Here is a 22,199-nt window from a genome sequence, read left to right as displayed (position 1 = left end):
GTGGCCAGTCTCGAGATTGACCAGGGTATGAGGCTGTCGGGCCGATGCGCGACTTCTCAAATTCAACTTTTTGCCGGAGAACTTTGTCTTGCCTCAGAGCAAAGTCCTGACGCGTTACGTGAACGCCATTTCAACGGGTCAGCTGCGCCCTGACGACGCCCAGCGGCAGGTCGCTCTGCGTTTCGGCAAGGCGGTTGCGGAATTGGAAGCACAGGCGCGCCGTCAGGGCCTCCTGTCGCGTTTCGTCAGGCGCAAACCCGATCCCGTGCGGGGAGTCTATCTCTGGGGAGGGGTCGGCCGCGGCAAATCGATGCTGATGGATCTCTTCTTCGACTGCGTCGAGATCGCCGGGAAACGGCGCGTCCACTTCCACGAGTTCATGCAGGAGGTGCATGACCGGCTACGCTCCGAACGCGCCAAGGAGACCGGCGATCCGATATTGCCGGTCGCCGATGCCATCGCGGCCGAAGCGCGGCTGATCGCCTTCGACGAAATGATCGTAACCAATTCGGCTGACGCGATGATCCTGTCGAGGCTGTTTACCCGGATCATCGGACATGGCGTTACCGTGGTCGCTACATCCAACCGGCCGCCTCAGGACCTCTACAAGAACGGCCTCAACCGCGAACATTTTCTGCCATTCATCGCGCTCCTCAAGGATCGGCTCGATGTGCTCACCCTGGATGGGCCGACTGACTATCGCATGCAGCGCCTTGGAGGGTTCCAGACCTGGCACGTGCCCAATGGCGATGCGGCGACGGAAGCCCTGAGCCGGGCGTTCTTCCGGTTGACCGATTTTCCGGTCGAGGACCGGGAGCATGTTCCCTCCGAAACACTGGCAATCAAGGGCGGACGAGAACTGTTCGTGCCCAAGTCGCTGAAAGGCGTGGCCGTCTTCTCATTCAAGCGGCTATGCGGCGAACCGCGCGGCATTCCCGATTATCTTGCATTGGCCTACCGCTATCACACCGTGATCCTGGTCGGGATCCCCGTTCTCGACGCAAACCGGAAATCGGAAGCGGCGCGATTCAAGACACTGATCGACGCCTTCTATGAAAATGGCGTCAAGCTGCTGGCTTCCGCCGATCGCGAACCCGACGCGCTGTATTGCGCGGCAGACGACGCCTTCGAGTTCGAGCGGACGATCTCGCGCCTCAACGAAATGGGATCGCAGGACTATCTCGCCCGCGGTCATGGAGTGAGCGACGAGGTCGCGCTCGCCGAGGTTCAGCGTCCATCGAGAACACAAAGGCTTATGGAATGATTCCGAAACCGGATCTCAAGCCGGCAGTCCGAAACAGCGATGTCTATCTGAACAGACGTGATGTGTGCCTCGCCGAGGCGAAGGAAATGTACGAGAAAGCGCAGCTGTTCGAGGAACGCCAAAGGCGCTGACGCCGACAGGTCATGCCTCGCGCCCTCTGTCGATGCCATCCACCGTCGATTACGGATCCCAAAAGCAGCCTGTGCCTGAGTGATCGCGATTGAGGGAGGCCGTCACGAACGGCGATCGCGTTCCCGCTCCAGGCATTGCCTGAAAGCTGGAAGGTGGCGCTCGCGCGAGGCGGCCTGCAGGTTTTCCATCACCTGGCGCGCCGCGGGGTCGTCGACCATCGGGATCAGCCGGTCGTAAAGCGCGATATTCTCGATCTCGCCCTGGACCGCGCTTTCGCAAGCCTGCGCGAGAGAAGCTGGTGCCGCCACTTTCCCCGTCCATGGATCGGGCGGTACGTCGATGCCCAGCCGGGCAAGCTGGCGCTCAAGTGCGGCGGCATGGCGCTGTTCGGCCTCTATGATGTTGGAAAAGGGCCGGACAGGGCCGAACTTTTCGATCACGGCGGCATAGGTCGCCTCCGCCTTCCGCTCGTCTTCGAGCGCATCGAGGAGGATGTTTGCCAGCTTTGACGTAGCCAAGGTCTCGTCCTTTCAATGGCGGCAGTTCGCTAACGGCCCCGGCCTCGCAGAGATTGCGCGGCCGGGGCCAGTCGTTGAGCGTGTCTTACTCTTCGAGCAGGGCGCGCAGCATCCATGCGGCCTGCTCATGCACGCCGATCCGTTGGGTGAGCAGGTCCGCGGTCGGCTCGTCGCTCGCCTTCTCGACCAGAGGGAACAGCGTGCGCGCCGTGCGGGCGGCCGCTTCATGCCCCTTGGCGAGGATGTCGACCATGTCGAGCGCCTTCGGCGGCACTTCCGGCGCGTCGGGCAGGGAACTGAGTTTGGCGAACTGCGCGTAGGAACCGGGTGCGGGCTGTCCGAGCGAGCGGATGCGTTCGGCGATCGGGTCGATCGCGTTCCACAACTCGGTATATTGCGTCATGAACATGGCATGGAGGCTGTTGAACATCGGCCCGGTCACGTTCCAGTGAAAGTTGTGCGAGGTCAGATAGAGAGTGTAGGTGTCCGCCAGGAGGCGGCTCAGGCCTTCGCAAATCGCAACCCGATCTTCCTCGCCGATTCCAATATTCACTTGTCTGGTCATGGTCTTCTCCTTGATCGAAACTCTACTTCAGATCGCGTAGTCCCGCGAGCAGGGCGGCCCGCGAGATTTCACCGACATGGAGCGCACGGATCACGCCTTTGCTGTCGACGAACAGCGTCGCGGGAAGCCCGGCCGAGCCGGTCGCGGCAGCTATGCGCAGGTCGCGGTCGAGATGGACGTGCGCCGCTTCAAGGCGCTTGCTGTCCAGCCACGCACGTACGTTGTCTGCATCCTCGCCCTGATTGACAAGCAGGATCGGCACGGCCGAGTGTGCCGCTTCTACGACCATCATCGGCATTTCACGCTGGCACGGCGGGCACCAGGTTGCCCAGAGATTGACGACGAACGGCTTGCCCCGGCGATCGTCGAGCAGGCTCGTTCCGCTGTCCAGCGACTGGAGAACGATTCCTTGCGGTAGAGGTCGCTGCGCCGAGGCAAGGGCCGCTGCCGTGGCGCCGGATGTGACCGCGACGCAGCCCGCGAAGACGAGTGTCAAAGGTGCTAGGGCGCGAGATCGCCGTAGTGACACGCCCAGCACGATTGCGGCAGTCACCAGACCGGGGAGCGGCGAGAAACCTCCTTGCCAGACATAGAGGATGGTTGCGGGTTCGATGGCGAAGGCATGCCAGTTCTGCGCCACAAAACCCGCGCGAGCTGCAACGAGGCCAGCGAGCAATGCCCGCCACGCGGCCGTATCGCAATCCACGCCGCGACGGCGGCCTATCCAGTTCGCCGCCGCCAGGAAGGCGATGATCCCGAGAATCGCGAACAGCCGTTCCAACGCGAGCGCGAGAGGGCCGATGGCAATCATGATCCGTCGCGGTCAGGCCGCAATGTCCTCATCGGGATCGGCGTGGAATTCATGCCACATGCCGTTGAGGATACCGAACCCGACGGCGAGGCCCACGCCCAGAATCCAACTGAAATACCACATGGAAAGTCGTCCTTTCAGTAATAGTCGGGGTTGGTGTCGACATCGCGCAGCGTGATGCGGCCGAACAGGACCTTGTAGACCCAGGCGGTGTAGAGCAGGATGATCGGCAGGAAGATCACCGTCACGGCCAGCATGATGAACAAAGTCACATGGCTGGACGAGGCGTTCCAGACCGTCAGGCTCGAGGCCGGGTCGATCGAACTGGGCAGGATGAACGGGAACATCGAGAGGCCCACGGTCGCGATGATGCCGATCGCGCCGATCGATGAGCCGCCAAAGGCCAGAACCTCGCGGCCCTTGCGGATGCCGATCCACGCCAGCAGCGGCCCCGCGAAGCCGAGGATCGGGGCGATCAGCATCCAGGGATGGGCGCCATAATTGTTGAGCCAGGCCCCCGGCGCCGCGACCGTTCCCGACAGCAGCGGATTGGACGGGCCGAGCGGATCGGCCGCATGGGTCAGGCGGAAGCCCATGCCCATTTTCGCGACCATGACCCCGCCCAGCGCGAACAGCAGGATCGACGCGACCGCCGCGACCTTGCCGAAGGCGCGCGCGCGGTCATGCACGACGCCGCGTTCGATCTTGATCGCAAGCCAGCTCGCGCCGTGCAGCACGATCATGGCGACCGAGAGCAGCCCGGCGACCAGCGAGAACGGATGGAACAGGCCGAGCAGGCTGCCCTCGTAGAAGGAGCGCAGATCGCTATCGAGCCGGAAGGGGATGCCGGTCAGGACATTGCCGACCGCGACGCCGAACACCAGCGCAGGCACGAACCCGCCGACGAACAGCGCCCAATCCCAGCGCGAGCGCCATGTGGCATCGGGCTTCTTCGAGCGGTATTTGAAGCCCACGGGCCGCAGGATGAGCGCGGCGAGGACGAGGAACATGGCCAGATAGAAGCCCGAGAAGCTGACCGCATAGACGAACGGCCAGGCCGCGAAGATCGCGCCGCCGCCGAGGATGAACCAGACCTGGTTGCCTTCCCAGGTCGCGCCGATCGAGTTGATGACGAGACGCCGTTCGGCGTCGGTCTTCGCGACGAAGGGCAGCAGCGCGGCGGTGCCGAGGTCGAAGCCGTCGGTGAGAGTGAAGCCGATCAGGAGGACGCCCATCAGCAGCCACCAGATCAGCCGGAGCGTTTCATAGTCGATGGGAGGTGCCATGACCTGTTCTCCTTATTCGGCAGGGATGGGCGCGTAGCCGCTGTGGGTTTCGGGGGATGGCGCCGGAGGCCGATGCTGGTCCGGTCCCTTGCGGATTGCCGCCAGCATCAGCCGCACTTCGATGACGGCGAGCGCGCCATAGATCACCGTGAACCCGATGATCGTCGTCCAGAGCTGCGCGACGGTCAGGCTCGAGGCGGCAAGGAACGTCGGCAGAACGCCATCGATCGCCCAGGGCTGGCGGCCGATCTCGGCCAGGATCCAGCCAAATTCGATGGCGATCCACGGCAGCGGGATGACCCAGACCGCCGCGCGCAGGAAGGTGCGGCAGAAGCGGCTGTCGCAGTTCAGCTTGCGGATCGAAGCCATCCAGAAGGCGGCGCCGAAGAAGGCGATGAAGAAGAAGCCGAGGCCGGCCATCACCCGGAACACCCAGAACATCACCGGGACATTGGGCACGGTCGACCATGCGGCCTTTTCGATGTCCTGGGGCGTGGCTTGCCGCGGATCGGCGACGAAGCGTTTCAGCAGCAGGGCATAGCCAAGATCGGCCTTGGCTTCCTCGAATGCCTCGCGCGCGACCATGTCCTTCTGGTCCACCTTCAGCTTTTCCACCGCATCATAGGCCTTGATGCCGTTCTCGATGCGGTCCTGCGCCCTGGCGACCAGTTCGAAGATGCCGGAGACTTCGCCCGTCAGGCTGCGCGTGGAGATGAGACCGAGCACATAGGGGATCTTGACCTCGAAATAGGTCTCGCGGTCGGCGACGCTGGGAAAGCCGACAACGGCAATGCCCGCGGGCGCGGGCTCAGTGTGCCACATGGCCTCGAGCGCGGCGAGCTTCATCTTCTGGTTATCGGTCAGCGCGTAGCCGCTTTCGTCGCCGAGCACGACGACCGACAGCGACGAGGCAAGGCCGAAGGCGGCGGCGACCGTGAAGCTGCGCCGCGCGACCGCGACCCACTTGCCCTTGAGCAGATACCAGGCCGAGACGCCCAGCACGAAAACGGAGGCGCAGACATAGCCCGCGCTCACCGTATGGACGAACTTCGCCTGCGCGACCGGATTGAACAGCACCGCCATGAAGTCGGAGACTTCCATCCGCATCGTTTCGGGATTGAAGCGCGATCCCACCGGATTCTGCATCCAGCCATTGGCGACGAGGATCCACAGCGCCGATAGGTTCGAGCCGAGAGCCACCATGAAGGTGGTGAGCAGATGCCCGACCCTGGACAGCTTGTCCCATCCGAAGAACATGAGGCCCACGAACGTCGCTTCGAGGAAGAAGGCCATCAGCCCTTCGATGGCGAGCGGCGCGCCGAAGATGTCGCCGACATAATGCGAATAGTAGGACCAGTTGGTGCCGAACTGGAATTCCATGGTAATGCCGGTAGCGACGCCCAGCACGAAGTTGATACCGAACAGCTTGCCCCAGAAGCGCGTGACGGTGCGCCAGATCTCACGGCCCGTCATCACATAGATGCTCTCCATGATGACGAGGATGAAGGAGAGGCCGAGCGTCAGGGGGACGAACAGGAAATGGTAGAGAGCCGTCAGGGCGAATTGGAGGCGTGAAAGCTCGATCACAGCCATGTCCATGGCAAGACTCCTTGCGTTCCGGCCCGGCTTCCATGGGTGTCCTGAGTCGGTTGAAAAGATTATGATTATTCGTTACTCGTAATTGAGTATATGAGCAACCCGTTAGATAGACAGGCTGCGGCCCTTTTCTGGATCGGCGACAGCGGCGCGGCGATCCTCATGGCGGCGGCGCTGGCCGGAGCCGTGGCATCAATGGAGCAAGGGGCGGGGCAGGGCCATCTTGCGCTTGCCGCGGGCGGACTGATAGCCGCCGCCCTGCTTCGCGCCGGGATGCAGATCGGTGCGACCAACGCCGGCGAAGCGGCTGCTATGCGCGTCAAGACGAACTGGCGCCAGCGGGTGTATCCAGGCATTCTCGTCGCCGCGCCGGGGGATCGCCGGATGCTGGGCGAGGCGGTCGCCGATGCCGTCGACCGGATCGAGGACCTGGGCGGCTTCCATGCCCGCTTCCTGCCGCTGCGCCGCGCCGCGGTCCTGTCCCCGCTCATAATCGCGATTGCTGCCGTATTTGGGAGCTGGGTCGCCGGCGTGATCATGCTCGCGACGCTGATTCCCTTTGCCATGGGCATGGCGCTCGCAGGAACGGCGGCCGCGCGGGCCGCCGCGCGCCAGCTCGATGCGCTGAGTCGCCTGTCGGGCCTGTTCGTCGACCGGGTGCGCGCGCTCCCGGTGATCGTCGCCTTCGCCGCGCAGGACCGTATCGGCCGCCACCTTGCCGACGCTACCCGCGAGGTCGCCGCGCGCACGATCGATGTGCTCAAGGTCGCCTTCGTGTCGAGCGCGATCATCGAGTTCTTCGCGGCGCTGTCGGTGGCGCTGGTCGCGCTCTATTGCGGCTTCAACCTGCTCGGCATCCTGCCCTTTCCGGCTCCCGAAAAGCTGACCCTGGGCCAAGCCCTGTTTGTTCTTGTCCTCGCGCCGGAATTCTATCTTCCCATGCGCCGCCTTGCCGCCGCCTATCACGACAAGCAGGTCGGGGAGGCTGCGGTGGAACGCCTTGAAGCGCTCGCGCCCGCTTCTCCGCCCGCGCCGAAACCCGCGATCGAAGGGCCGCCAGCGCTGCGCTTTGACGGCGTGGTGATCGACTATGGCGAGACGGCCATCGGTCCCTTCACGCTGGATATCCCGGCGGGCACCAGCCTTGCCCTGCGCGGAAGCACCGGGGTCGGCAAATCGAGCCTGCTCCATGCGCTGCTGGGGCTGGCCCCCATTGGTGGGGGACGGATTCTGGTTGACGGCCGGGATGCGGCCGAGGTTGCGCTTCCCGGCCATGTCGGCTGGGCGGGCCAGACGGTTGCGTTCGTCCCGGGCACGCTGGCCGACAATATCCGTCTTGCGCGTCCCGATGCCGACGATGCGGCAGTCGAAGCCGTGGCCCATCTGGCAGGCCTTGGGCCGATGATCGAAGCGCGCGGACAGGGATTGGCCTTGCCGCTCGATCATCGCGGGTCGGGCCTGTCCGGTGGGGAACGCCGGCGCGTCGGCATCGCGCGCGTGTTGCTCAAGGACGCGCCGCTCTGGCTGCTCGACGAACCGACCGCGGATCTCGACGCGGGATCGGCGGCCGACATCGCCGGGATACTGGCGTCCGCCGCAAAGGGCCGCACGGTCCTGATAGTGACGCACAGCGCCGAGCTGGCCGCGATCGCCACCAAAGAAATGGTGCTTTCATGAGCCGCGCGGATATGGACCTGCTGCTCGCTGAAGCTATCGGCCCCGAACGCCGCGCCTTCCGAATCGCGGGCTTGCTTGCCTCCGCTGCGACAATCGCCGCGGTCCTGCTGCTGGGCCTGTCTGGATGGTTCATCACCGGCGCGGCACTGGCCGGGCTGGGCGGCGTGTTGGCCGCGCAGGGTTTCAACTACCTGGTGCCGAGCGCGATGATCAGGCTGCTCGCGATCGTAAGGACGACGGCGCGTTACGGCGAACGGCTCTATGGCCACCGCGCGGCCTTGATGGCGCTCGCCGCGGTTCGCGCGCGCCTGTTCGACCGCATCCTGTCGGTGCGCGACGTGCGGGCCGTATCGGCGGGCGATGCCGTGACGCGGCTCGTGCAGGACATCGGCGCGCTGGAGGACAATCTGGTCCGTAAGCCGGCATTGCCCGCCGCGTTCGCCGGCGCTGCCATCGGCCTTGCCCTTGCGTGGCTGGCCAGCCCCTGGACGAGCCTTGCCTTGCTGGCGTTGCTTGCCGGTCTTGTCCTCTGGGCGCATCTGGCGACCCCCCGCCTGCTGGCGAGCGCCGCGACCGATATGGCGGAGGCGCTGGCGCGGCTCAAGGCGAGCATGGTGGACTATGCCGCCGCTTCGCCCGAAATCCTTGCCTACGATCTCGCTCCGGCGATCGGGCGAAGCCTCGCGGTCGAGACGGCCGAGTTGGACAGCGCGCGACCTCGGTTCGCGCGCGGCGAAGCGATCATCGATGCGGGCCTCGTGTTGGGTGGGGGCATCGCCATGGGCGCGATGCTGATCTTCTCCCATGCCTCCCTGCCGGTGACGGTCCTTGCCGTGCTGGCGGCGGCGGGCGCGATCGAAGCGCTTTCCGGCTATGTGCGCGGGGTGTCGCGCGGCGCGCTGGTCGCGGCCGCCCTCTCGCGATTGGAGGGCATGGCGGGTCAACCGTCTGCGCCTGTCCGAAAGGCGACGGCATCCATGGCGCCCGCGCGGACCATTGCCTTTGACCGGGACGGCATGAATATCCGGATCATGGCGGGCGAGCGCTTGGGGATTTCAGGCAAATCCGGCAGCGGCAAGACCAGCCTTCTGGAAACGCTCGCTGGTATTCGGCCCGCTGGCGAGCATTGCGGCATTGCTCTTGATGACCAGCTTCTTGCTTCCCTGCCGTCCGAGGACGTGCGAGCGGCATTCGCGCTCTCGCCCCAGGATGCCCAGCTCCTGTCGGGAACCATCCGCGACAATTTGCGTGTGGCGCGCCCCGGCCTCAGCGACGAACGGCTTTGGGCGGCGCTGGAAGTCGCCTGCCTCGCTGTCGATATTCGCGCGATGCCGCATGGGCTTGACCAATGGGTCGGCGACGGCGGAGCGCGGTTGTCGGGCGGCCAGCGCAAGCGGTTGTCGATCGCCCGCGCCTTGCTTGCCGGCAGGCCGTGGCTGCTGCTCGACGAGCCGAGCGAGGGGTTGGACATGGCGACGGAGGCGCGGCTTGCGGGCCACCTCGACGCGTGGCTTCGCGAGACAGGGACCGGAGTCGTGGTGGTGAGTCATCGACCGATTTTCTTGAGTCTCGTCGGCAAGGGTCGAACAATCAACTTGAAGGATCGCCGCTAATATAGGGATATCTGTAGCTGGCCTGGGGGCGGATCGATTTGGCGCGCGTAATCAAATCCATTCAATCCACGTCGCGCATAAGGAGGAGCCTATCTGCCGCGTTCATACTACCGTTCCCGATCGATTACCTTGCCGTGGAGTGATCATTTGATATCGCTTGATATGGAACTGCTTCGTTCGCTTGCTGCGGCGCTCGCGGTAGGCGTGCTGATCGGTATCGAGCGAGGCTGGCGGCAGCGCGAGGCAGCGGATGGCAGCCGGGTCAGCGGTTTGCGCACCTTTGGCCTGCTCGGTCTTGCCGGCGGCCTTGCCAGCCATATGCCCGAAAGCCTTGCGGCGGTAATCGGGCTGGCGGTCACTGCCAGCCTGGTTCTTGGATATCGCAGCGAACAAGCCCGCACGGCCAGCCTGTCCATCACCAATACGTTGGTCGGCATTATCACCTTCGCCTTGGGATATATGGCCGGGCAGGGCCTGGTGAGCGAGACGCTGGCCGTCGCGGCGGTAACCACCTTGATCCTGACGCTCAGGCAGCAATCCCACGCCATGCTCAAAGGGATGAGCCACAAGGAGGTCGAATCGATCGCCACGTTCGCGATCGTCGCGTTGGTCATCCTGCCGCTGCTGCCGGATGCGAGCTACGGCCCCTTTGAGGCCTGGAACCCGCGGCAAATCTGGATGGTCGTCGTCGTCGTGCTCGGACTCTCCTTCGCCGGCTATGTCGCCAGTCGTCGGCTCGGCGCGGACAAGGGGGTCATGATAACCGCTTTGTTCGGGGCATTGGTATCGTCCACGGCGGTCACTGTTGCCTATGCCCGGCGTTTGCGCGCCAATGATGGTCCGCAAGGCCCCTTGATTGCTGGTATTGCGCTCGCCTCGCTCGTGATGTTCGCGCGCGTCCAGATACTCTCTTTTACCCTCATCCCCTACGCCAGCACATCGCTCGCGCTTGCAATGGTTCCGGCTTTCGTCGTCGGCGGTCTGACAACCCTTCTGGCGCTACGCTCCAAGGTGGATGGTGATGGCGCCAGCGAGGTGAAGCTGGGCAATCCGCTGGATTTCGGGCCGGCGCTTCTGCTGGCGGGCGCGGTTGCGTTGATTGCTGTCCCGGCACGTTGGGCGCTCGCGCGGTTCGGCGATCAGGGCATTGTCGTTGTGCTTGGCCTTACGGGCATGTGGGATGTGGACGCAGCCGTACTCACGCTCGCGGGGCTGCCTGAGGATATGCTGAAACCCGACACGGCCGGACTGGTGCTTGCGGTGCCCGTGCTCGCCAACACGATGTGGAAGGCTGTACTCACGCTGGTACTGGCAGGGCCATCAAAGCAAGGCTGGAAGGCGTCCGGCCCACTCTTCGCATCAGTTCTGGCATCTGCTGCCGGTATCGCCGCGCTCATGGTGTTTCGCTAGGAGCGATGAGCGGGCAGCTCGTGACTGGTTCGAAGCTGGTTCAGGTCCATTCCTGAGCGGGGATGCGCGCTTTCGTTGCTGGCCGTGAATTTGTGGCGACGCAGAGCCATGGCCGGCTATTGTCGTAAGGGCCGAACGCGCGGCATCCGGCCCTTGGGCAGATCAGGCGGCCTGCGACAGGGCTTCGGCGATCTGATCCTTGATCGCGAGGCGGCGCTTGCGAAGTTCGGTCTCGTGATCTTGCGAGGTCGGTTCGATATTGGTTTCAGCCACGTGGATTTCGTCATTCACGACATCATAATCGAGAAGAAGCTGCGCGAAGCGAGAGTCCGAAGCCTTCAAGGCGTGAATCTTGTCCATCTGACCGGGGAATTCCTCGCTCAGGGTGTGGGGGGTATTCGACATAATTACTCCTTTGATGAAACTATGATATATAGCGAATTCGCGGGTGGCCGCACCCGTTTATGTCTGGGGCTGGTCACTTTGTTTTCGCCGATCAGCTCGATCGGCTCTTACGATGCTCGCGATAGGCCTGATAGGAATGCAGAATCTCGGCCATGCGGGCGAGTGCCTCGCGCCGGCCCGACGCGCTCTCGATATTCTGCAGTTCTTTTTTCAGATGGGTCGAAAAATCCGCATAGTCATTCTGCCAATCGCGGCCGACAGCCTCCTGTAGTTCCGGCTTTCCGGTCTTCAGGCGCTTGGACGGGGCGCGTGACGGCAGTGAATAGGTTTCCCCGATCTTCGGCGTGACAATCGATGCCGCGGCATCGTCCGCCTGCATCAGGCGGCGGAACGTCTCGATCGAGCCCTCTTCGCCGTGTCCCAGGAACAGGCTGCCATCGATCGGCTTCCGCGCCCTTATCCAGCGCTGCAGATCCTTCTGGTCGGCATGCGCCGAATAAGTGTCGATCCGCCGGATCTGCGCGCGCACCGCGACGTCCTGCCCCCAGATGCGCACGCGGTTCGCGCCATCGAGGATTGTCCGGCCAAGGGTGCCTGCGGCCTGGAAACCGACGAACAGGATCGTCGATTCACGGCGGCCGAGATTGTACCGCAGATGGTGACGGATGCGTCCCGCTTCGCACATGCCGGATGCCGCCATGATGATGGCTCCGGACATGTCGTTGAGCCGCATCGATTCCATCGTGCTGGCAGTGTAGTGGAACGAGGGGTGACGGAAGATTTCACCCGAGCCCATGTCTTCGAGTTCCCCGGCATGTTTGGCGAACACCTCTGTCGCGCGGGTCGCAAGTGGCGAATCGATGAACACCTGCGGATGCGCCAGGCGTCCGGTGTTGATCAGGGTCGCGATATCGAGGAGCAATTCCTGGGTGCGTTCGAGCGCGAAAACGGGAATGACGAGGTTGCCGCCGCGCGTAAGCGCTGCATTGATCTCGGCTTCCAGCAAAGTCCGGCGCTGCTCGATCGTCACGTCCTCGCGGACGCGGTCGCCATAGGTGCTCTCGCAGAACACATGATCGAGTCCTGCCGGACCCTCGGGATCGGCATGAAAGGCCTTGTGGTCTGGACCCAGGTCGCCGGAGAAGAGCAAGTGCACGCCACCGACCTCGATCTCCACGGATGTGGAACCCAGGATATGGCCCGCATTCCACAAGCGCGCCCGAAAACCGGCGGCAGGTGCGAACCAGTCGTGCAGCGCTACTGTCTCGACCTGTTCATAGGCCGCTTTGGAATCCGCTTCGGTATAGATCGGTTCGATCGGCTCCTCGTCCCGGCGATCCTGCCGTCGATTGCGGCGCTCCGCATCGCCCTCCTGAATTCGTCCGGCGTCGGGCAGCATGTAATACAGAAGGTCGCGGGTTTGCGGTGTCGCGAAGATCGGCCCGCGATACCCTTCCGCCGTGAGCCTGGGCAGCAGGCCGCTATGGTCGATATGCGCGTGCGTCAGGACAACGGCGTCGATCTTGCGCACGTCGAACGCGAAGGGGTCGCGATTGAGTGTTTCCAGCGTCCGGGATCCCTGGAACAAGCCGCAATCTATGAGGATCGTCTTTCCGCCATGGCGTAGTTCCATGCAGGAACCAGTGACTGTGCCGGCAGCGCCGTGGAAGGTTATGGTGGGTACGCTACTCATCGGTCCTCTCATTCTCTCGCCGGCGGTCCAATAGGCTGGTTATGCGCGGGTCGCAGGCCAATCATCTGTAAACTCGCCGATCTTCGTCTGTCCTTACGTATGGTTCCGAATTTGATCGGTGAAGCCCGGATCGATAGTGGCGCTGAGATTGATTCCATGGAGTTCTTGCAAGGACGTGGGCGACGTCCGCGAACTGGTTGAGCTCAAGCAGGGAAAATGGAGGACGATGCCGCCCTCGAAGGCCAGACCTCGCTTCTTGACCGCGAAATTGCTCCCATGAGCCGGGCGCTGGAGCGGATCAGGCGAGGCGCTTACGGCGAATGCTTGCAGTTATGGTATTCCACAAGCCTCGAAATGCTCTCTAACGTTGCAGCGATGATGTTCAGAACTTTCTTGGAAGACATCGTCCAGGACAATATCGTCACAAAATCTTGGCGAAGGTAGCGACCGATCCCTGGGGAAAAGGTCGCTTTGTTTTCGCGGCAGTGTCTCCTCTATTTATCGGAGTTCCCGCTAGAGCGCATAGCAATTTCGCTGTTCCCTCCATATTGGCCGATACGATGCTATAGAAAACGAGTTTCGCATCGCGGCGCGTCTGAACCAGTTCCGCCTTGCGCAAAATTGCGAGTTGTTGGGACAGGCCCGGTTGACCGATGCCGGTGAGGGCTTCGAGTTCGCCTACAGACTTCTCGCCATGTTCGAGGAGCGTCCGCAGGAGCTTCAGGCGGACGTCATGGGCGATCGCCTTGAGGACGCTGGCAGCCTCTTCAAGCTGCGTATCGGTGAAAGTCATCACTTGCCTGTCTTCCCATGCTTGTCGGGCTGCGTGCGGTGGAACCAGCAGCCATCGCCCGCCGCATCGAGCGCACCGTGCTGGTCCTGATAGGGCGGAAGAAGCACGTCATCGCCGGGATGCCAGCCTTCGGGGGTCACTATGTTGTCGTTGTCGACCCGTTGCAGCGCGGTCAGGACTCGAAGCAGCTCCTCCACCGATCGCCCGATGGTGGCTGGATAGCAGAGCTTGGCGCGGACAATGCCTTCGGGGTCGATGAAGAAGGTCGAGCGCAGCGTGGCCGCGTCGGGGGCGTTGTCCGCGAGCATTCCATAGGCGCGGCCGATCACCATCGAGGGATCTTCGACGATCGGGAAAGCGATGGTCACGCCGAAATGCTCGCGGATCGCCCTGATCCATCCGAGATGGGAATAGAGGCTGTCGACCGACACCGCGACCAGGTCGCAGCCGAGCGCCTTGAACCGATCGCTGGCGCGCGAGAGGGCGACGAATTCACTGGTGCAAACCGGCGTAAAATCGGCGGGATGAGAGAACAGCAGTACCCAGCGGCCGCGATGGCCGGACAGGGTCATGTCGCCCATCGTCGTGCGGGCGCGGAAATCAGGCGCGGGATCGCCGATCTGGATAGGGGAGCACACGGCATTGTCGTCTGCGTTCGAGTTCAACTTTCTCACTCCTGCAGAGAGGCAAGTCTTGAACCCTCTCCCTTACACGGTTACATCATGCGGGTAAACGATTAAGCGGTATTGGCGTTCCACAGGAGAGAAGCGCATGTCCGATGTCCCGCTGGTAGCCTGCCCGGTTTGCGCGAGCATCAACCGCGTTCCTGCAGCGAAGATCGGCGCGGCGCCAATTTGCGGGAAATGCGGAATGCCGCTTTTCCAGGGACAGCCGGTCGATGTCGACCAGGCGGCATTCGATCGGCATGTAGGTCGCGGAAGCCTGCCGGTTCTCGTCGATTTCTGGGCGAGTTGGTGCGGACCTTGCCGCGCCATGGCGCCGGCGTTCAAGGCGGCCGCTGCGGAGCTGGAGCCGCATGTCCGGCTCCTGAAGGTCGATACCGAAGCTGAGCAGGGTATTGCCGGGCGCTACCGCATTCAGTCGATTCCGACGCTGATCCTGTTCAGGGGTGGCCGCGAGGTCGCCCGACAGGCCGGGGCGATGGACCGTGCGCGACTCGTCGCCTGGACAAGGCAGGCGCTCGTCACCGCCTGATTCGGGGTGTGATGACCCCATACTTAGCATAAACGATGCTTTGACGTGTTCGCGCCTCTGGTCCCGTGCGCTGCGAATCCGGCCTAATTCGGCCGATTGCAGAAGTGATTGAAAAATCCGATCAAAGGAATTAGATTTATCGTGTTATCACGATTAATAGAAATGTGTATTCAATGTCTGTCACTCACTCAGTCATAGGAGACGATAAAATGACAGACCAGGTCACTCCCTCCATGCCGCGGATCAACGAACCGGCGCCTCCCTTCAAGGCCAAGACGACCCACGGCGAACGCTCGCTCGACGATTACAAGGGCAAGTGGCTCGTTCTCTTTTCCCACCCCGCCGACTTCACGCCGGTCTGCACGACCGAATTCATGGGCTTCGCCAAGGCCGCCGACCGCTTCAAGGCGCTCAACTGCGAGTTGCTGGGCCTCTCCATCGACTCGGTGCATTCGCACATCGCCTGGATGCGCAGCATCGAGGAGAAGTTCGGCGTCGAGATCCCGTTCCCGATTATCGACGATCTGTCGATGAACGTCGCCAAGGCCTTCGGCATGATCCATCCCGGTGCCTCGGACACCTCGGCCGTTCGCGCCACCTTCATCATCGACCCCGAAGGCATTGTCCGCGCGATGGTCTATTATCCGATGTCGAACGGCCGCTCGGTCGATGAATTCGTCCGCCTGCTCACCGCGCTCCAGACGTCCGACGCCAACAAGGTGGCGACGCCTGAAAACTGGCAGCCCGGCGAGCCGGTGATCGTGCCGCCGCCCGCGACGGCCGAAGCCGCCAGGGCCCGCAAGGACGAAGGCTACGACTACACCGATTGGTATTTCAGCAAGAAGACCCTCTGAGGCAGCTGGGCCGGCTTCGCGTCCCAAGTGCGAAGCCGGTACGCCGGGCCAGACAGGAAAGGACAAGGCCATGGCCGACCCGCAAATCCGTGAAGCCACCCGCATCGTCGAGGCCGCGAGCAATGCGCGGCCCGCCGTCATCCGCAGCTTCTTCGACGAGGACACGTTTACCGTGACCCACGTCATCTCAGATCCCGCCACGGCCAAGGCCGCGATCATCGATAGCGTGCTCGATTTCGATCCGGCTTCGGGGCGCACCTCCTTCGCGTCGGCCGACAAGGTGATCGACTATATCCGGAGCGAAGGGCTCGAGGTCGAATGGCTGCTGGAGACGCACGCCCATGCCGACCATCTGTCGGCCGCGCCCTATCTTCAGGAGAAGCTGGGCGGCACGCTGGCGATCGGTCGCCATATTCTCACCGTGCAGGAGGTCTTCGGCAAGATCTTCAACGAGGGAACGCGCTTTGCTCGCGACGGCTCGCAGTTCGACCGGCTGTTCGATGACGGCGACCGTTTCAGGGTCGGCTCGATCGAGGCGATCGCGCTGCATGTGCCGGGCCATACGCCCGCCGACATGACCTATGTGATCGGCGATGCGGCGTTCATCGGCGACACGCTGTTCATGCCCGACTACGGCACGGCCCGCGCCGACTTCCCGGGCGGCGATGCGCGCACGCTTTATCGGTCGATCCGCCGCCTGCTGTCGCTCCCCGATCAGACCGGCCTTCATCTTTGCCACGACTACAAGGCCCCCGGGCGCGACACCTATGCCTGGGAAACGTCGGTCGGCGAGGAGCGAGAGCATAATGTCCATGTTCGCGACGGGGTGAGCGAGGACCAGTTCGTCGCCATGCGCGAGGCGCGCGATGCGACGCTCGGGATGCCGCGCCTCATTCTGCCGTCCATCCAGGTCAACATGCGCGGCGGCCACCTGCCCGAGCCGGAAGACAATGGCATGCGCTACCTCAAGCTGCCGATAAACGCGCTGTAAGGCCATGGCACTCGAATCCATCCAATATCTGCTTGGTGCCGGATCGGGCTCGCTCGTCGGATTCACGCTGGGGCTGGTGGGCGGTGGGGGCTCAATCCTCGCCGTCCCGCTCATGGTCTATCTGGTCGGCGTCGCCTCGCCGCATGTCGCGATCGGCACCAGCGCGCTGGCGGTCGCCGCCAATGCCGGGGCCAATCTCGTTCCCCACGCGCGCCAGCGGACGATCAAATGGCGTTGCGCCGGCATGTTCGCCGCTGCTGGTGTCGCCGGCGCCTATGCCGGATCGACACTCGGTAAAGCGTTCGATGGACAGAAGCTGCTGTTCCTGTTCGCTCTGCTGATGGTCCTGGTTGGCGGGCTGATGCTAAAAAGCCGGGGCGATCCCGGCAATCCCGATGTCCAATGCCGGCGCGAGAATGCGCCCAAGGTGATCGGTTATGGGGCCGCCACTGGTCTCTTTTCCGGGTTCTTCGGCATCGGCGGGGGCTTCCTGATCGTGCCGGGACTGATGGCTTCGACCGGGATGCCGATGCGCAACGCCGTCGGATCGTCGCTGGTCGCCGTCACCGCTTTTGGTCTGACGGCCGCGCTCAACTATGCCCTTTCCGGCTTGGTTGATTGGGGGCTTGCTGCGGCGTTCATCGCCGGCGGCGTCATCGGCGGCCTTGTGGGCGCGGCGCTCTCTTGGCGGCTGTCGGCGCACAAGGGGGCGCTCAATACGATATTCGCACTGCTGATCTTTGCGGTTGCCGCCTACATGCTGTGGCAAAGTACCGCCGCGATCCTGGGCTGATTCTTGAAACGACGATGGGAGTACATCGATGAACGATGCTGGCGAGAACAGGGAAGGTTTGGCCGCGCACGATTGGGCCGGCCAGGCGGGCATGCGTTGGCTCGCCCAGCTCGACCGCTTCGAAAGCATGATCGAGCCGATCGGCAGGGCGTTGCTTGCCCAGGCCGCATACAACGCCGGCGAAACGGTGGTCGATGTCGGATGCGGCGGTGGCTGGACCACGCGGCAGATCGCCACGGCCGTCGGCAACACCGGATTTGCGCTCGGCCTCGACATCTCACCCGATCTGGTGGGGATGGCCAGGGAACGGGCACAGCGCGCGGGCCTTGCCAATATCCGCTTCGAGCAGGGCGATGCCGCGACGACGATGCTGGAGGAAGCGCCGTTCGATCGGCTGTTCTCGCGCTTCGGTTCGATGTTCTTCGCTGAGCCTTATCCCGCTTTCGCCAATCTGCGCCGGATGTTGCGCGATGGCGGGCGGCTCGACATCGCTGTCTGGGCGTCCATCGCTGACAATCCGTGGCAGCTTAGTGTCATGGGCATCATCAAGGAGCATATGGACCTGCCGACGCCGCAGTCGCGCGCGCCGGGACCATTCGCGCTCGGCGAGCAGGACTATGTGATCGACCTTCTCCAAAGCGCGGGTTTCTGCGAGGTCAGATTCGATGCCTGGACAGGTGAGCAGCGCGTGGGCGGCCCCGGCAGTGATCCCGAGAGCGCCGCTCGCTTCGTGCTTGAGGGGATGCAGATCGGCGATCTTGTTCGACAGAACGGGGCAGAGGTACGCAAGGCCATTCACCAGCATCTTGTCGAGCTGTTCGAGCGCCATTGCGATGAGAATGGCGTTCATATGGGGGCGAAGGCCTGGCTGGTGAGCGCACGGGCCTGAGAGCATTCAAGAAAAGGGTGATAATATGGCGCGCAAGAAGCTATCGCTTCGGCTTCCGGGGAAAGGTTCATCCGATGGTGACGCTGCCAATTCCGAGGAAATAGCGGCGGCGCTCGCACTGATCGAGACGCATGGGCAACGTGCCGGACAGGCTCTTGTCGATGAGGCGCAGGCTGCCATCAAGGCTCGCGACGATCACCGTGTTTTGTTTCTGGAACGTGTGCGCGTCGCCCTATTGACGATCGAGCCATCCTCGTCCGCCATGCGGCCTCAATGAAAGCTGAATGGTATCGTAAAGACCAACTGCTCGCTTTCCACGCCCATAGGCGGTGTTGGAAAAGGAGCAGCATTGCGCACCGTGCGGAGCGCCAGGCGATCGAGCGCGGCATTCCCGCTGCTGCCGGCCAGCTCGACGGCAATCAGCGCGCCGTCAGCCCCGACGATGAAGCGGACCGTTGCGACCCCGTCGAGGTGGATCCCCGCGGGCTTGCGCGCGGCTATTCGCGCCCAGAGCTGGCGCTGATAGGCCGCAAGCGCGGACTGTTTCTTATCATCCTGGGCTTGCGGCGGCGCGACCTCGGGTTCCGGCGCGGGCGGTCTGCTTACCGGCGCGACAGCGAACGGAGAGGCGATTGCTGGAGCAGCGGGTATAGGCGACGAAGCTGGTCCGCCTCTTTCTCCCGTCGTAGCCAGCTCGGGCGGGTGCGCAGGGCGCCGCTCCGGCGATAGGCGGGCCTCGTCTGTCCGCGATCGCGACAACGTTGAAGGCGGTGGTGACGGTGGCGACGGGGTAAACAACCGGAAGCGGCTCACCTGCACAGGCTGCGTCATTCGCAGCCGTCCCGATAGATTGGCATTGAGCGCCACTAGCACCAGCAGGCAGCATGACGCGGCGGCAAGGCCCGCGCCCAGGCGCTGCGACCAGGCCGAGGGCTGGCCATAGCCTGCCCTCGGCTCCTCGTTCATGTCGTGCGAGTTCGGGAGCATGGGCGCTCAAAACGCAATCGTGATCCCGGCGTTGACCGATCGCCCCCGGCCCGGAACCGGGCGGCGCACGCCGGTCGCCTTCAGATCGCCGAGCGACATGCCGCTAAGCGGAGCATAATAGGCCTTGTCGAACAGATTGTCGGCGCCGAGCGTCAGGCGAACCTTGTCGATGCGATAGGCGAGCTGGACATTGAGCAGCGCGTAGCTGCCCGTCCGCGGTTCGTTGCGGGTCGGATCGGCGCGATCCTTTTCCGTCACGATGTCGAGGTCAATCCGGGTTTCGAGGCCGCCGATCCGATGCTCGAGGCTCAGCGCCGCATTGAACGGCATCTGGTGATAGAGCGGTGCGTGGTCGGTCAGATTCTGGCCGTGCAGCCAGCTCGCGCGCGCGGTCAGACGCGCGGTGCCGGCCGACGACGATGACCATAGCGGCACGGCGCCCGATATGTCGATGCCGTAGATCTCTGCCTTCTGGTTGGCGAACTGCAATTGAACGAACCCGGTCGGACTGCCCATCATGTCGGTGAAGTCCGCCAGCTTAAAGGCGTCGATATATTCGTCGACATGGGTGTAATAGGGCGCGATCTTGAACGACCAGCCATCCTTGCCGCCTCCGGAAATGGCCAGGGCGGCGCTCAGCGTATCGGCCTTTTCGGGGCGAAGGTCGAGGTTGCCGACATAGCCGTTCCCGTCGCCGAACCACCCGATCATGCGGCTCGCCATGCTGCCCCGGCCCCAGCTATAGCGCTCGTAGATATTGGGCGAGCGAACCTTGCGGGCATAGCCGATCTCGATATCCGCCCCGTCCGAAAGCGCGTAGCGGACCAGCAGGCTGCCGCTCCAATTGCTGTCGTGGCGCTTGCGGTCGGCCTTGTTGAACGCCGCTGCCGCCATGACATCGGCCATCTGCATCATGCCGGTGCCATAGGGCGCGACCTTGCCGGTGTTCATCCAGACCTGATCGTTACGGATGCCGGCGATGAGGGAGAAACCGCTATCCCAGCGCGTTTCCCACTCGAGGAAGGTGCCGAGCCGATCGCGCTTGGCCCCGTTGACGTTGATGAACGCATTCGGCCCCATCATCATATTGCCCACAACGGGCGGCCAATAGTCGTTGAGCCATTGATGCTGGAATTCGCTGCCCAGGCGCAGCGTGCCGCCGCCGAGCAATATATCCGCCTGGACGGTATAGCTCGCGCTGTGGACCTCCGTGTTCATCGGCATCCCGCCGGTCGCGGTCCCGCCCTTGTCGGCGAGGAAGTTCATGACGTGGTCGGTGTCGCGCCAGCTCGCCCGCACATCGAGATTGCCCCAATCGAAGACGCCGGCATAATGGCCGTTCAGGAACCACGACTTGTTGGACGTCATGTCCATATATTGGTTCGGGAAACCCTCATAGGGCGCGAAATGATAGCCGCCTTTCAGCTCGATCAGGCCGTTGCTGACTTGCGCTGCGAGATTGAGGCTGTGGTCGGTCTTGGCATATTCGCTGGATCGCACGACGCCCAGCGAGCCGCCGCCCTTGAAATTGTCGGCTTGAGTGTAGGAGCCATTGTAAGTCAGGCTGACCTTGTCGCTCGCGGCCGTCACTGACAGGGCGCCGCCGAACCCGTCGCCATTGCTGCGATAGAAGGCCGAGGTTTCGCCGGTCAGCAGCGTTTCCCCTTGCTTAGCAAAGCGGGGCGGAGCGCTCTCGACGCGAATGATCCCGCCGATGCTGTCGCCGCCATAGCTGACTGGCGAAACGCCGGTAATGACGTCGATCGCGCTCACGGTTTGCGGATCGGTGTAGGACAGGGGCGGATTCATATCGTTCGGACAGGCCGAGGCAATCGCCACGCCGTCGACCAGCACGGTCAAGCGCTGCGCTTCAAGGCCCCGGATCACCGGCAAGGTCGAGAAGCCCCCGGCCCCATAGCCGCTGACGCCGGGTACGCTTTGCAGGATCGCTGCGGTATCGCTCGAGCCGACCTGAAGGTCGCGCAGGCGCGAGGGGGAAAGCCGCTCACCCGAAACCGTCGACCCCGCCTCGCTCGCCGAGCTAACGTCGACCTCTGGCAGCGGCGTCCCGTCCTGGGCGAAGGCTCGCGAGATGGGGGCGCCCGCCAGCACAGCGACGAGTGCGGGAAAAGCGAAGCTCCCGGCGAGGCGAACCTTGAAAGTTGGTTGCTTGCTGGTGGAGCGAGCGAAGGCAGGCATGGTGGTTGCCGCGCAATGCGCGGAATCAAGCATAATCGTCATGTCGGAATCCTGATTCACATGCGGCGCCCCGGCGAGGGGCGCCCATCAACGGGGAATGTCGAAGGAATCAGGTGGTGGGAGGACCGATCGCCGGCGGGCGCAGATAGGTGCCGCGCCGGAGGACTAGGCGGTTTGGACGCCGAAAAACCGTTGCGAGGATGAAGGCGAGGGCGACGGCTAGGAGCAGCGCATCGACGGCCGCGAGCGATGGCGAGGACAGGCCGGTAAAGGCGCAAGGCGCTTCCGCCTTCTTGTGCTCGTCATGGTCCTGCTCGCCGCCTTTGCTCGGCAACTTGATTGCGATCTTCTGAGGCCCTTGCCCCGAGCACAGCTGGACCAGGATCACGCCATTCGAGACGACCGGCATGAAACCCGCCGGCACCAACGCCTTCACGAGCAGCGCAGCGCCTAGCAGGAGCGCGCACAGCCAATGGTGCCGGACAAGGAATTTGCGAGCTTCGGTCAC

24 protein-coding genes are annotated in these 22,199 nt (G+C 63.5%); 10 read left to right on the top strand and 14 right to left on the bottom strand.

The annotated features are described in order from the left end of the window. Positions 1 to 88: 88 nt before the first annotated feature. Positions 89 to 1,264 (top strand): cell division protein ZapE, encoded by a 1,176-nt coding sequence (zapE, locus tag ATN00_RS15050; protein ID WP_051743818.1) that lies wholly within the window; start codon positions 89 to 91, stop codon positions 1,262 to 1,264. 233 nt (positions 1,265 to 1,497) lie between these two features. Here zapE and ATN00_RS15045 read toward each other — a convergent pair whose 3' ends face one another. The 6 genes from ATN00_RS15045 to ATN00_RS15025 form a co-directional block, all read right to left on the bottom strand. After that, complete coding sequence (locus ATN00_RS15045) at positions 1,498 to 1,914, bottom strand: ferritin-like domain-containing protein (protein ID WP_030091393.1); 417 nt, start codon at positions 1,912 to 1,914, stop codon at positions 1,498 to 1,500. An 85-nt stretch (positions 1,915 to 1,999) separates the two neighbouring features. Then, the gene (locus tag ATN00_RS15040; protein ID WP_021246237.1) at positions 2,000 to 2,479 is read right to left on the bottom strand and encodes a Dps family protein; all 480 of its coding nucleotides are present in this window, start codon (positions 2,477 to 2,479) and stop codon (positions 2,000 to 2,002) included. Positions 2,480 to 2,501: 22 nt separating this feature from the next. Further along, on the bottom strand, positions 2,502 to 3,290 hold the full coding sequence (locus ATN00_RS15035) for a TlpA disulfide reductase family protein (RefSeq protein ID WP_030091394.1): 789 nt from the start codon (positions 3,288 to 3,290) through the stop codon (positions 2,502 to 2,504). A 12-nt stretch (positions 3,291 to 3,302) separates the two neighbouring features. After that, positions 3,303 to 3,413: a cytochrome bd-I oxidase subunit CydX gene (cydX, locus tag ATN00_RS22965; RefSeq protein WP_030091395.1), complete on the bottom strand. Its 111-nt coding sequence runs from the start codon at positions 3,411 to 3,413 to the stop codon at positions 3,303 to 3,305. Between the two features lie 14 nt (positions 3,414 to 3,427). After that, positions 3,428 to 4,576, bottom strand: coding sequence for a cytochrome d ubiquinol oxidase subunit II (cydB, locus tag ATN00_RS15030; RefSeq protein WP_030091396.1), 1,149 nt, complete (start codon positions 4,574 to 4,576; stop codon positions 3,428 to 3,430). A gap of 12 nt (positions 4,577 to 4,588) precedes the next feature. Next, entirely contained in the window at positions 4,589 to 6,175 is a 1,587-nt protein-coding gene (locus ATN00_RS15025) for a cytochrome ubiquinol oxidase subunit I (protein WP_030091397.1), read from the bottom strand. A 90-nt stretch (positions 6,176 to 6,265) separates the two neighbouring features. On the opposite strand from ATN00_RS15025, the gene cydD reads away from it, so the two are divergent. The 3 genes from cydD to ATN00_RS15010 all read left to right on the top strand — a co-directional run bounded on the left by cydD (position 6,266) and on the right by ATN00_RS15010 (position 10,872). Continuing rightward, positions 6,266 to 7,849, top strand: a complete 1,584-nt coding sequence (cydD, locus tag ATN00_RS15020) for a thiol reductant ABC exporter subunit CydD (RefSeq protein WP_030091398.1) — start codon at positions 6,266 to 6,268, stop codon at positions 7,847 to 7,849. Further along, entirely contained in the window at positions 7,846 to 9,462 is a 1,617-nt protein-coding gene (locus ATN00_RS15015) for an amino acid ABC transporter ATP-binding/permease protein (RefSeq protein ID WP_030091399.1), read from the top strand. The genes cydD and ATN00_RS15015 overlap by 4 nt, the downstream gene beginning before the upstream one ends. 147 nt (positions 9,463 to 9,609) lie before the next feature. Next, a complete protein-coding gene (locus ATN00_RS15010; protein WP_210766563.1) occupies positions 9,610 to 10,872 on the top strand; it encodes an MgtC/SapB family protein in 1,263 nt (420 codons plus the stop codon). 162 nt (positions 10,873 to 11,034) lie between these two features. Here ATN00_RS15010 and ATN00_RS15005 read toward each other — a convergent pair whose 3' ends face one another. Both ATN00_RS15005 and ATN00_RS15000 read right to left on the bottom strand, forming a co-directional pair. Beyond that, positions 11,035 to 11,277, bottom strand: coding sequence for an HP1242/YdcH family protein (locus ATN00_RS15005; protein ID WP_030091400.1), 243 nt, complete (start codon positions 11,275 to 11,277; stop codon positions 11,035 to 11,037). 91 nt (positions 11,278 to 11,368) lie between these two features. Further along, positions 11,369 to 12,970, bottom strand: coding sequence for an MBL fold metallo-hydrolase (locus ATN00_RS15000; protein WP_030091401.1), 1,602 nt, complete (start codon positions 12,968 to 12,970; stop codon positions 11,369 to 11,371). A 216-nt stretch (positions 12,971 to 13,186) separates the two neighbouring features. Here ATN00_RS15000 and ATN00_RS23730 point away from each other — a divergent pair, with 216 nt between their 5' ends. Next, positions 13,187 to 13,414 (top strand): hypothetical protein, encoded by a 228-nt coding sequence (locus tag ATN00_RS23730; RefSeq protein ID WP_030091402.1) that lies wholly within the window; start codon positions 13,187 to 13,189, stop codon positions 13,412 to 13,414. On the opposite strand, the gene ATN00_RS14990 is transcribed toward ATN00_RS23730, so the two are convergent. Together ATN00_RS14990 and ATN00_RS14985 are read right to left on the bottom strand one after the other, a co-directional pair. Beyond that, positions 13,392 to 13,766: an ArsR/SmtB family transcription factor gene (locus tag ATN00_RS14990; RefSeq protein ID WP_030091403.1), complete on the bottom strand. Its 375-nt coding sequence runs from the start codon at positions 13,764 to 13,766 to the stop codon at positions 13,392 to 13,394. The genes ATN00_RS23730 and ATN00_RS14990 overlap by 23 nt on opposite strands. Further along, the gene (locus ATN00_RS14985; RefSeq protein WP_030091404.1) at positions 13,763 to 14,428 is read right to left on the bottom strand and encodes a peroxiredoxin; all 666 of its coding nucleotides are present in this window, start codon (positions 14,426 to 14,428) and stop codon (positions 13,763 to 13,765) included. The genes ATN00_RS14990 and ATN00_RS14985 overlap by 4 nt, the downstream gene beginning before the upstream one ends. A 106-nt stretch (positions 14,429 to 14,534) precedes the next feature. On the opposite strand from ATN00_RS14985, the gene trxC reads away from it, so the two are divergent. The 5 genes from trxC to ATN00_RS14960 all read left to right on the top strand — a co-directional run bounded on the left by trxC (position 14,535) and on the right by ATN00_RS14960 (position 18,505). Next, positions 14,535 to 14,978: a thioredoxin TrxC gene (trxC, locus tag ATN00_RS14980; RefSeq protein WP_021246250.1), complete on the top strand. Its 444-nt coding sequence runs from the start codon at positions 14,535 to 14,537 to the stop codon at positions 14,976 to 14,978. 209 nt (positions 14,979 to 15,187) lie between these two features. Further along, complete coding sequence (locus tag ATN00_RS14975) at positions 15,188 to 15,832, top strand: peroxiredoxin (RefSeq protein WP_030091405.1); 645 nt, start codon at positions 15,188 to 15,190, stop codon at positions 15,830 to 15,832. 70 nt (positions 15,833 to 15,902) lie between these two features. Then, positions 15,903 to 16,823, top strand: a complete 921-nt coding sequence (locus tag ATN00_RS14970) for an MBL fold metallo-hydrolase (RefSeq protein ID WP_021246252.1) — start codon at positions 15,903 to 15,905, stop codon at positions 16,821 to 16,823. A gap of 4 nt (positions 16,824 to 16,827) precedes the next feature. After that, positions 16,828 to 17,616, top strand: coding sequence for a sulfite exporter TauE/SafE family protein (locus ATN00_RS14965; RefSeq protein ID WP_062066093.1), 789 nt, complete (start codon positions 16,828 to 16,830; stop codon positions 17,614 to 17,616). 28 nt (positions 17,617 to 17,644) lie between these two features. Beyond that, positions 17,645 to 18,505 carry a class I SAM-dependent methyltransferase gene (locus tag ATN00_RS14960; protein WP_030091407.1) on the top strand — a complete coding sequence of 287 codons (861 nt, stop codon included), beginning with the start codon at positions 17,645 to 17,647 and terminating at the stop codon, positions 18,503 to 18,505. Between the two features lie 67 nt (positions 18,506 to 18,572). On the opposite strand, the gene ATN00_RS24230 is transcribed toward ATN00_RS14960, so the two are convergent. The 4 genes from ATN00_RS24230 to ATN00_RS14940 all read right to left on the bottom strand — a co-directional run bounded on the left by ATN00_RS24230 (position 18,573) and on the right by ATN00_RS14940 (position 22,199). Beyond that, positions 18,573 to 18,704 carry a hypothetical protein gene (locus ATN00_RS24230; protein ID WP_257720648.1) on the bottom strand — a complete coding sequence of 44 codons (132 nt, stop codon included), beginning with the start codon at positions 18,702 to 18,704 and terminating at the stop codon, positions 18,573 to 18,575. Between the two features lie 71 nt (positions 18,705 to 18,775). Further along, on the bottom strand, positions 18,776 to 19,492 hold the full coding sequence (locus ATN00_RS22960) for an energy transducer TonB family protein (protein ID WP_021690801.1): 717 nt from the start codon (positions 19,490 to 19,492) through the stop codon (positions 18,776 to 18,778). 6 nt (positions 19,493 to 19,498) lie between these two features. Continuing rightward, positions 19,499 to 21,691: a TonB-dependent receptor gene (locus tag ATN00_RS14945; protein ID WP_119035245.1), complete on the bottom strand. Its 2,193-nt coding sequence runs from the start codon at positions 21,689 to 21,691 to the stop codon at positions 19,499 to 19,501. Between the two features lie 109 nt (positions 21,692 to 21,800). Beyond that, entirely contained in the window at positions 21,801 to 22,199 is a 399-nt protein-coding gene (locus ATN00_RS14940; RefSeq protein ID WP_231746293.1) for a DUF2946 family protein, read from the bottom strand.

This window comes from Sphingobium baderi, assembly GCF_001456115.1.
Taxonomy (GTDB): domain Bacteria; phylum Pseudomonadota; class Alphaproteobacteria; order Sphingomonadales; family Sphingomonadaceae; genus Sphingobium; species Sphingobium baderi_A.
This window is presented reverse-complemented; position numbering and strand designations above follow the sequence as displayed.

What these genes read in the sequence shown, in the direction of transcription:
- ATN00_RS15040 (WP_021246237.1), bottom strand. Translation starts at nt 2,479, where the DNA reads ATGACCAGACAAGTGAATATTGGAATCGGCGAGGAAGATCGGGTTGCG.
- ATN00_RS15035 (WP_030091394.1), bottom strand. Translation starts at nt 3,290, where the DNA reads ATGATTGCCATCGGCCCTCTCGCGCTCGCGTTGGAACGGCTGTTCGCG.
- cydX (WP_030091395.1), bottom strand. Translation starts at nt 3,413, where the DNA reads ATGTGGTATTTCAGTTGGATTCTGGGCGTGGGCCTCGCCGTCGGGTTC.
- cydB (WP_030091396.1), bottom strand. Translation starts at nt 4,576, where the DNA reads ATGGCACCTCCCATCGACTATGAAACGCTCCGGCTGATCTGGTGGCTG.
- ATN00_RS15025 (WP_030091397.1), bottom strand. Translation starts at nt 6,175, where the DNA reads ATGGACATGGCTGTGATCGAGCTTTCACGCCTCCAATTCGCCCTGACG.
- cydD (WP_030091398.1), top strand. Translation starts at nt 6,266, where the DNA reads ATGAGCAACCCGTTAGATAGACAGGCTGCGGCCCTTTTCTGGATCGGC.
- ATN00_RS15015 (WP_030091399.1), top strand. Translation starts at nt 7,846, where the DNA reads ATGAGCCGCGCGGATATGGACCTGCTGCTCGCTGAAGCTATCGGCCCC.
- ATN00_RS15005 (WP_030091400.1), bottom strand. Translation starts at nt 11,277, where the DNA reads ATGTCGAATACCCCCCACACCCTGAGCGAGGAATTCCCCGGTCAGATG.
- ATN00_RS15000 (WP_030091401.1), bottom strand. Translation starts at nt 12,970, where the DNA reads ATGAGTAGCGTACCCACCATAACCTTCCACGGCGCTGCCGGCACAGTC.
- ATN00_RS23730 (WP_030091402.1), top strand. Translation starts at nt 13,187, where the DNA reads ATGGAGGACGATGCCGCCCTCGAAGGCCAGACCTCGCTTCTTGACCGC.
- trxC (WP_021246250.1), top strand. Translation starts at nt 14,535, where the DNA reads ATGTCCGATGTCCCGCTGGTAGCCTGCCCGGTTTGCGCGAGCATCAAC.
- ATN00_RS14975 (WP_030091405.1), top strand. Translation starts at nt 15,188, where the DNA reads ATGACAGACCAGGTCACTCCCTCCATGCCGCGGATCAACGAACCGGCG.
- ATN00_RS14970 (WP_021246252.1), top strand. Translation starts at nt 15,903, where the DNA reads ATGGCCGACCCGCAAATCCGTGAAGCCACCCGCATCGTCGAGGCCGCG.
- ATN00_RS14965 (WP_062066093.1), top strand. Translation starts at nt 16,828, where the DNA reads ATGGCACTCGAATCCATCCAATATCTGCTTGGTGCCGGATCGGGCTCG.
- ATN00_RS14960 (WP_030091407.1), top strand. Translation starts at nt 17,645, where the DNA reads ATGAACGATGCTGGCGAGAACAGGGAAGGTTTGGCCGCGCACGATTGG.
- ATN00_RS22960 (WP_021690801.1), bottom strand. Translation starts at nt 19,492, where the DNA reads ATGCTCCCGAACTCGCACGACATGAACGAGGAGCCGAGGGCAGGCTAT.
- ATN00_RS14945 (WP_119035245.1), bottom strand. Translation starts at nt 21,691, where the DNA reads ATGCCTGCCTTCGCTCGCTCCACCAGCAAGCAACCAACTTTCAAGGTT.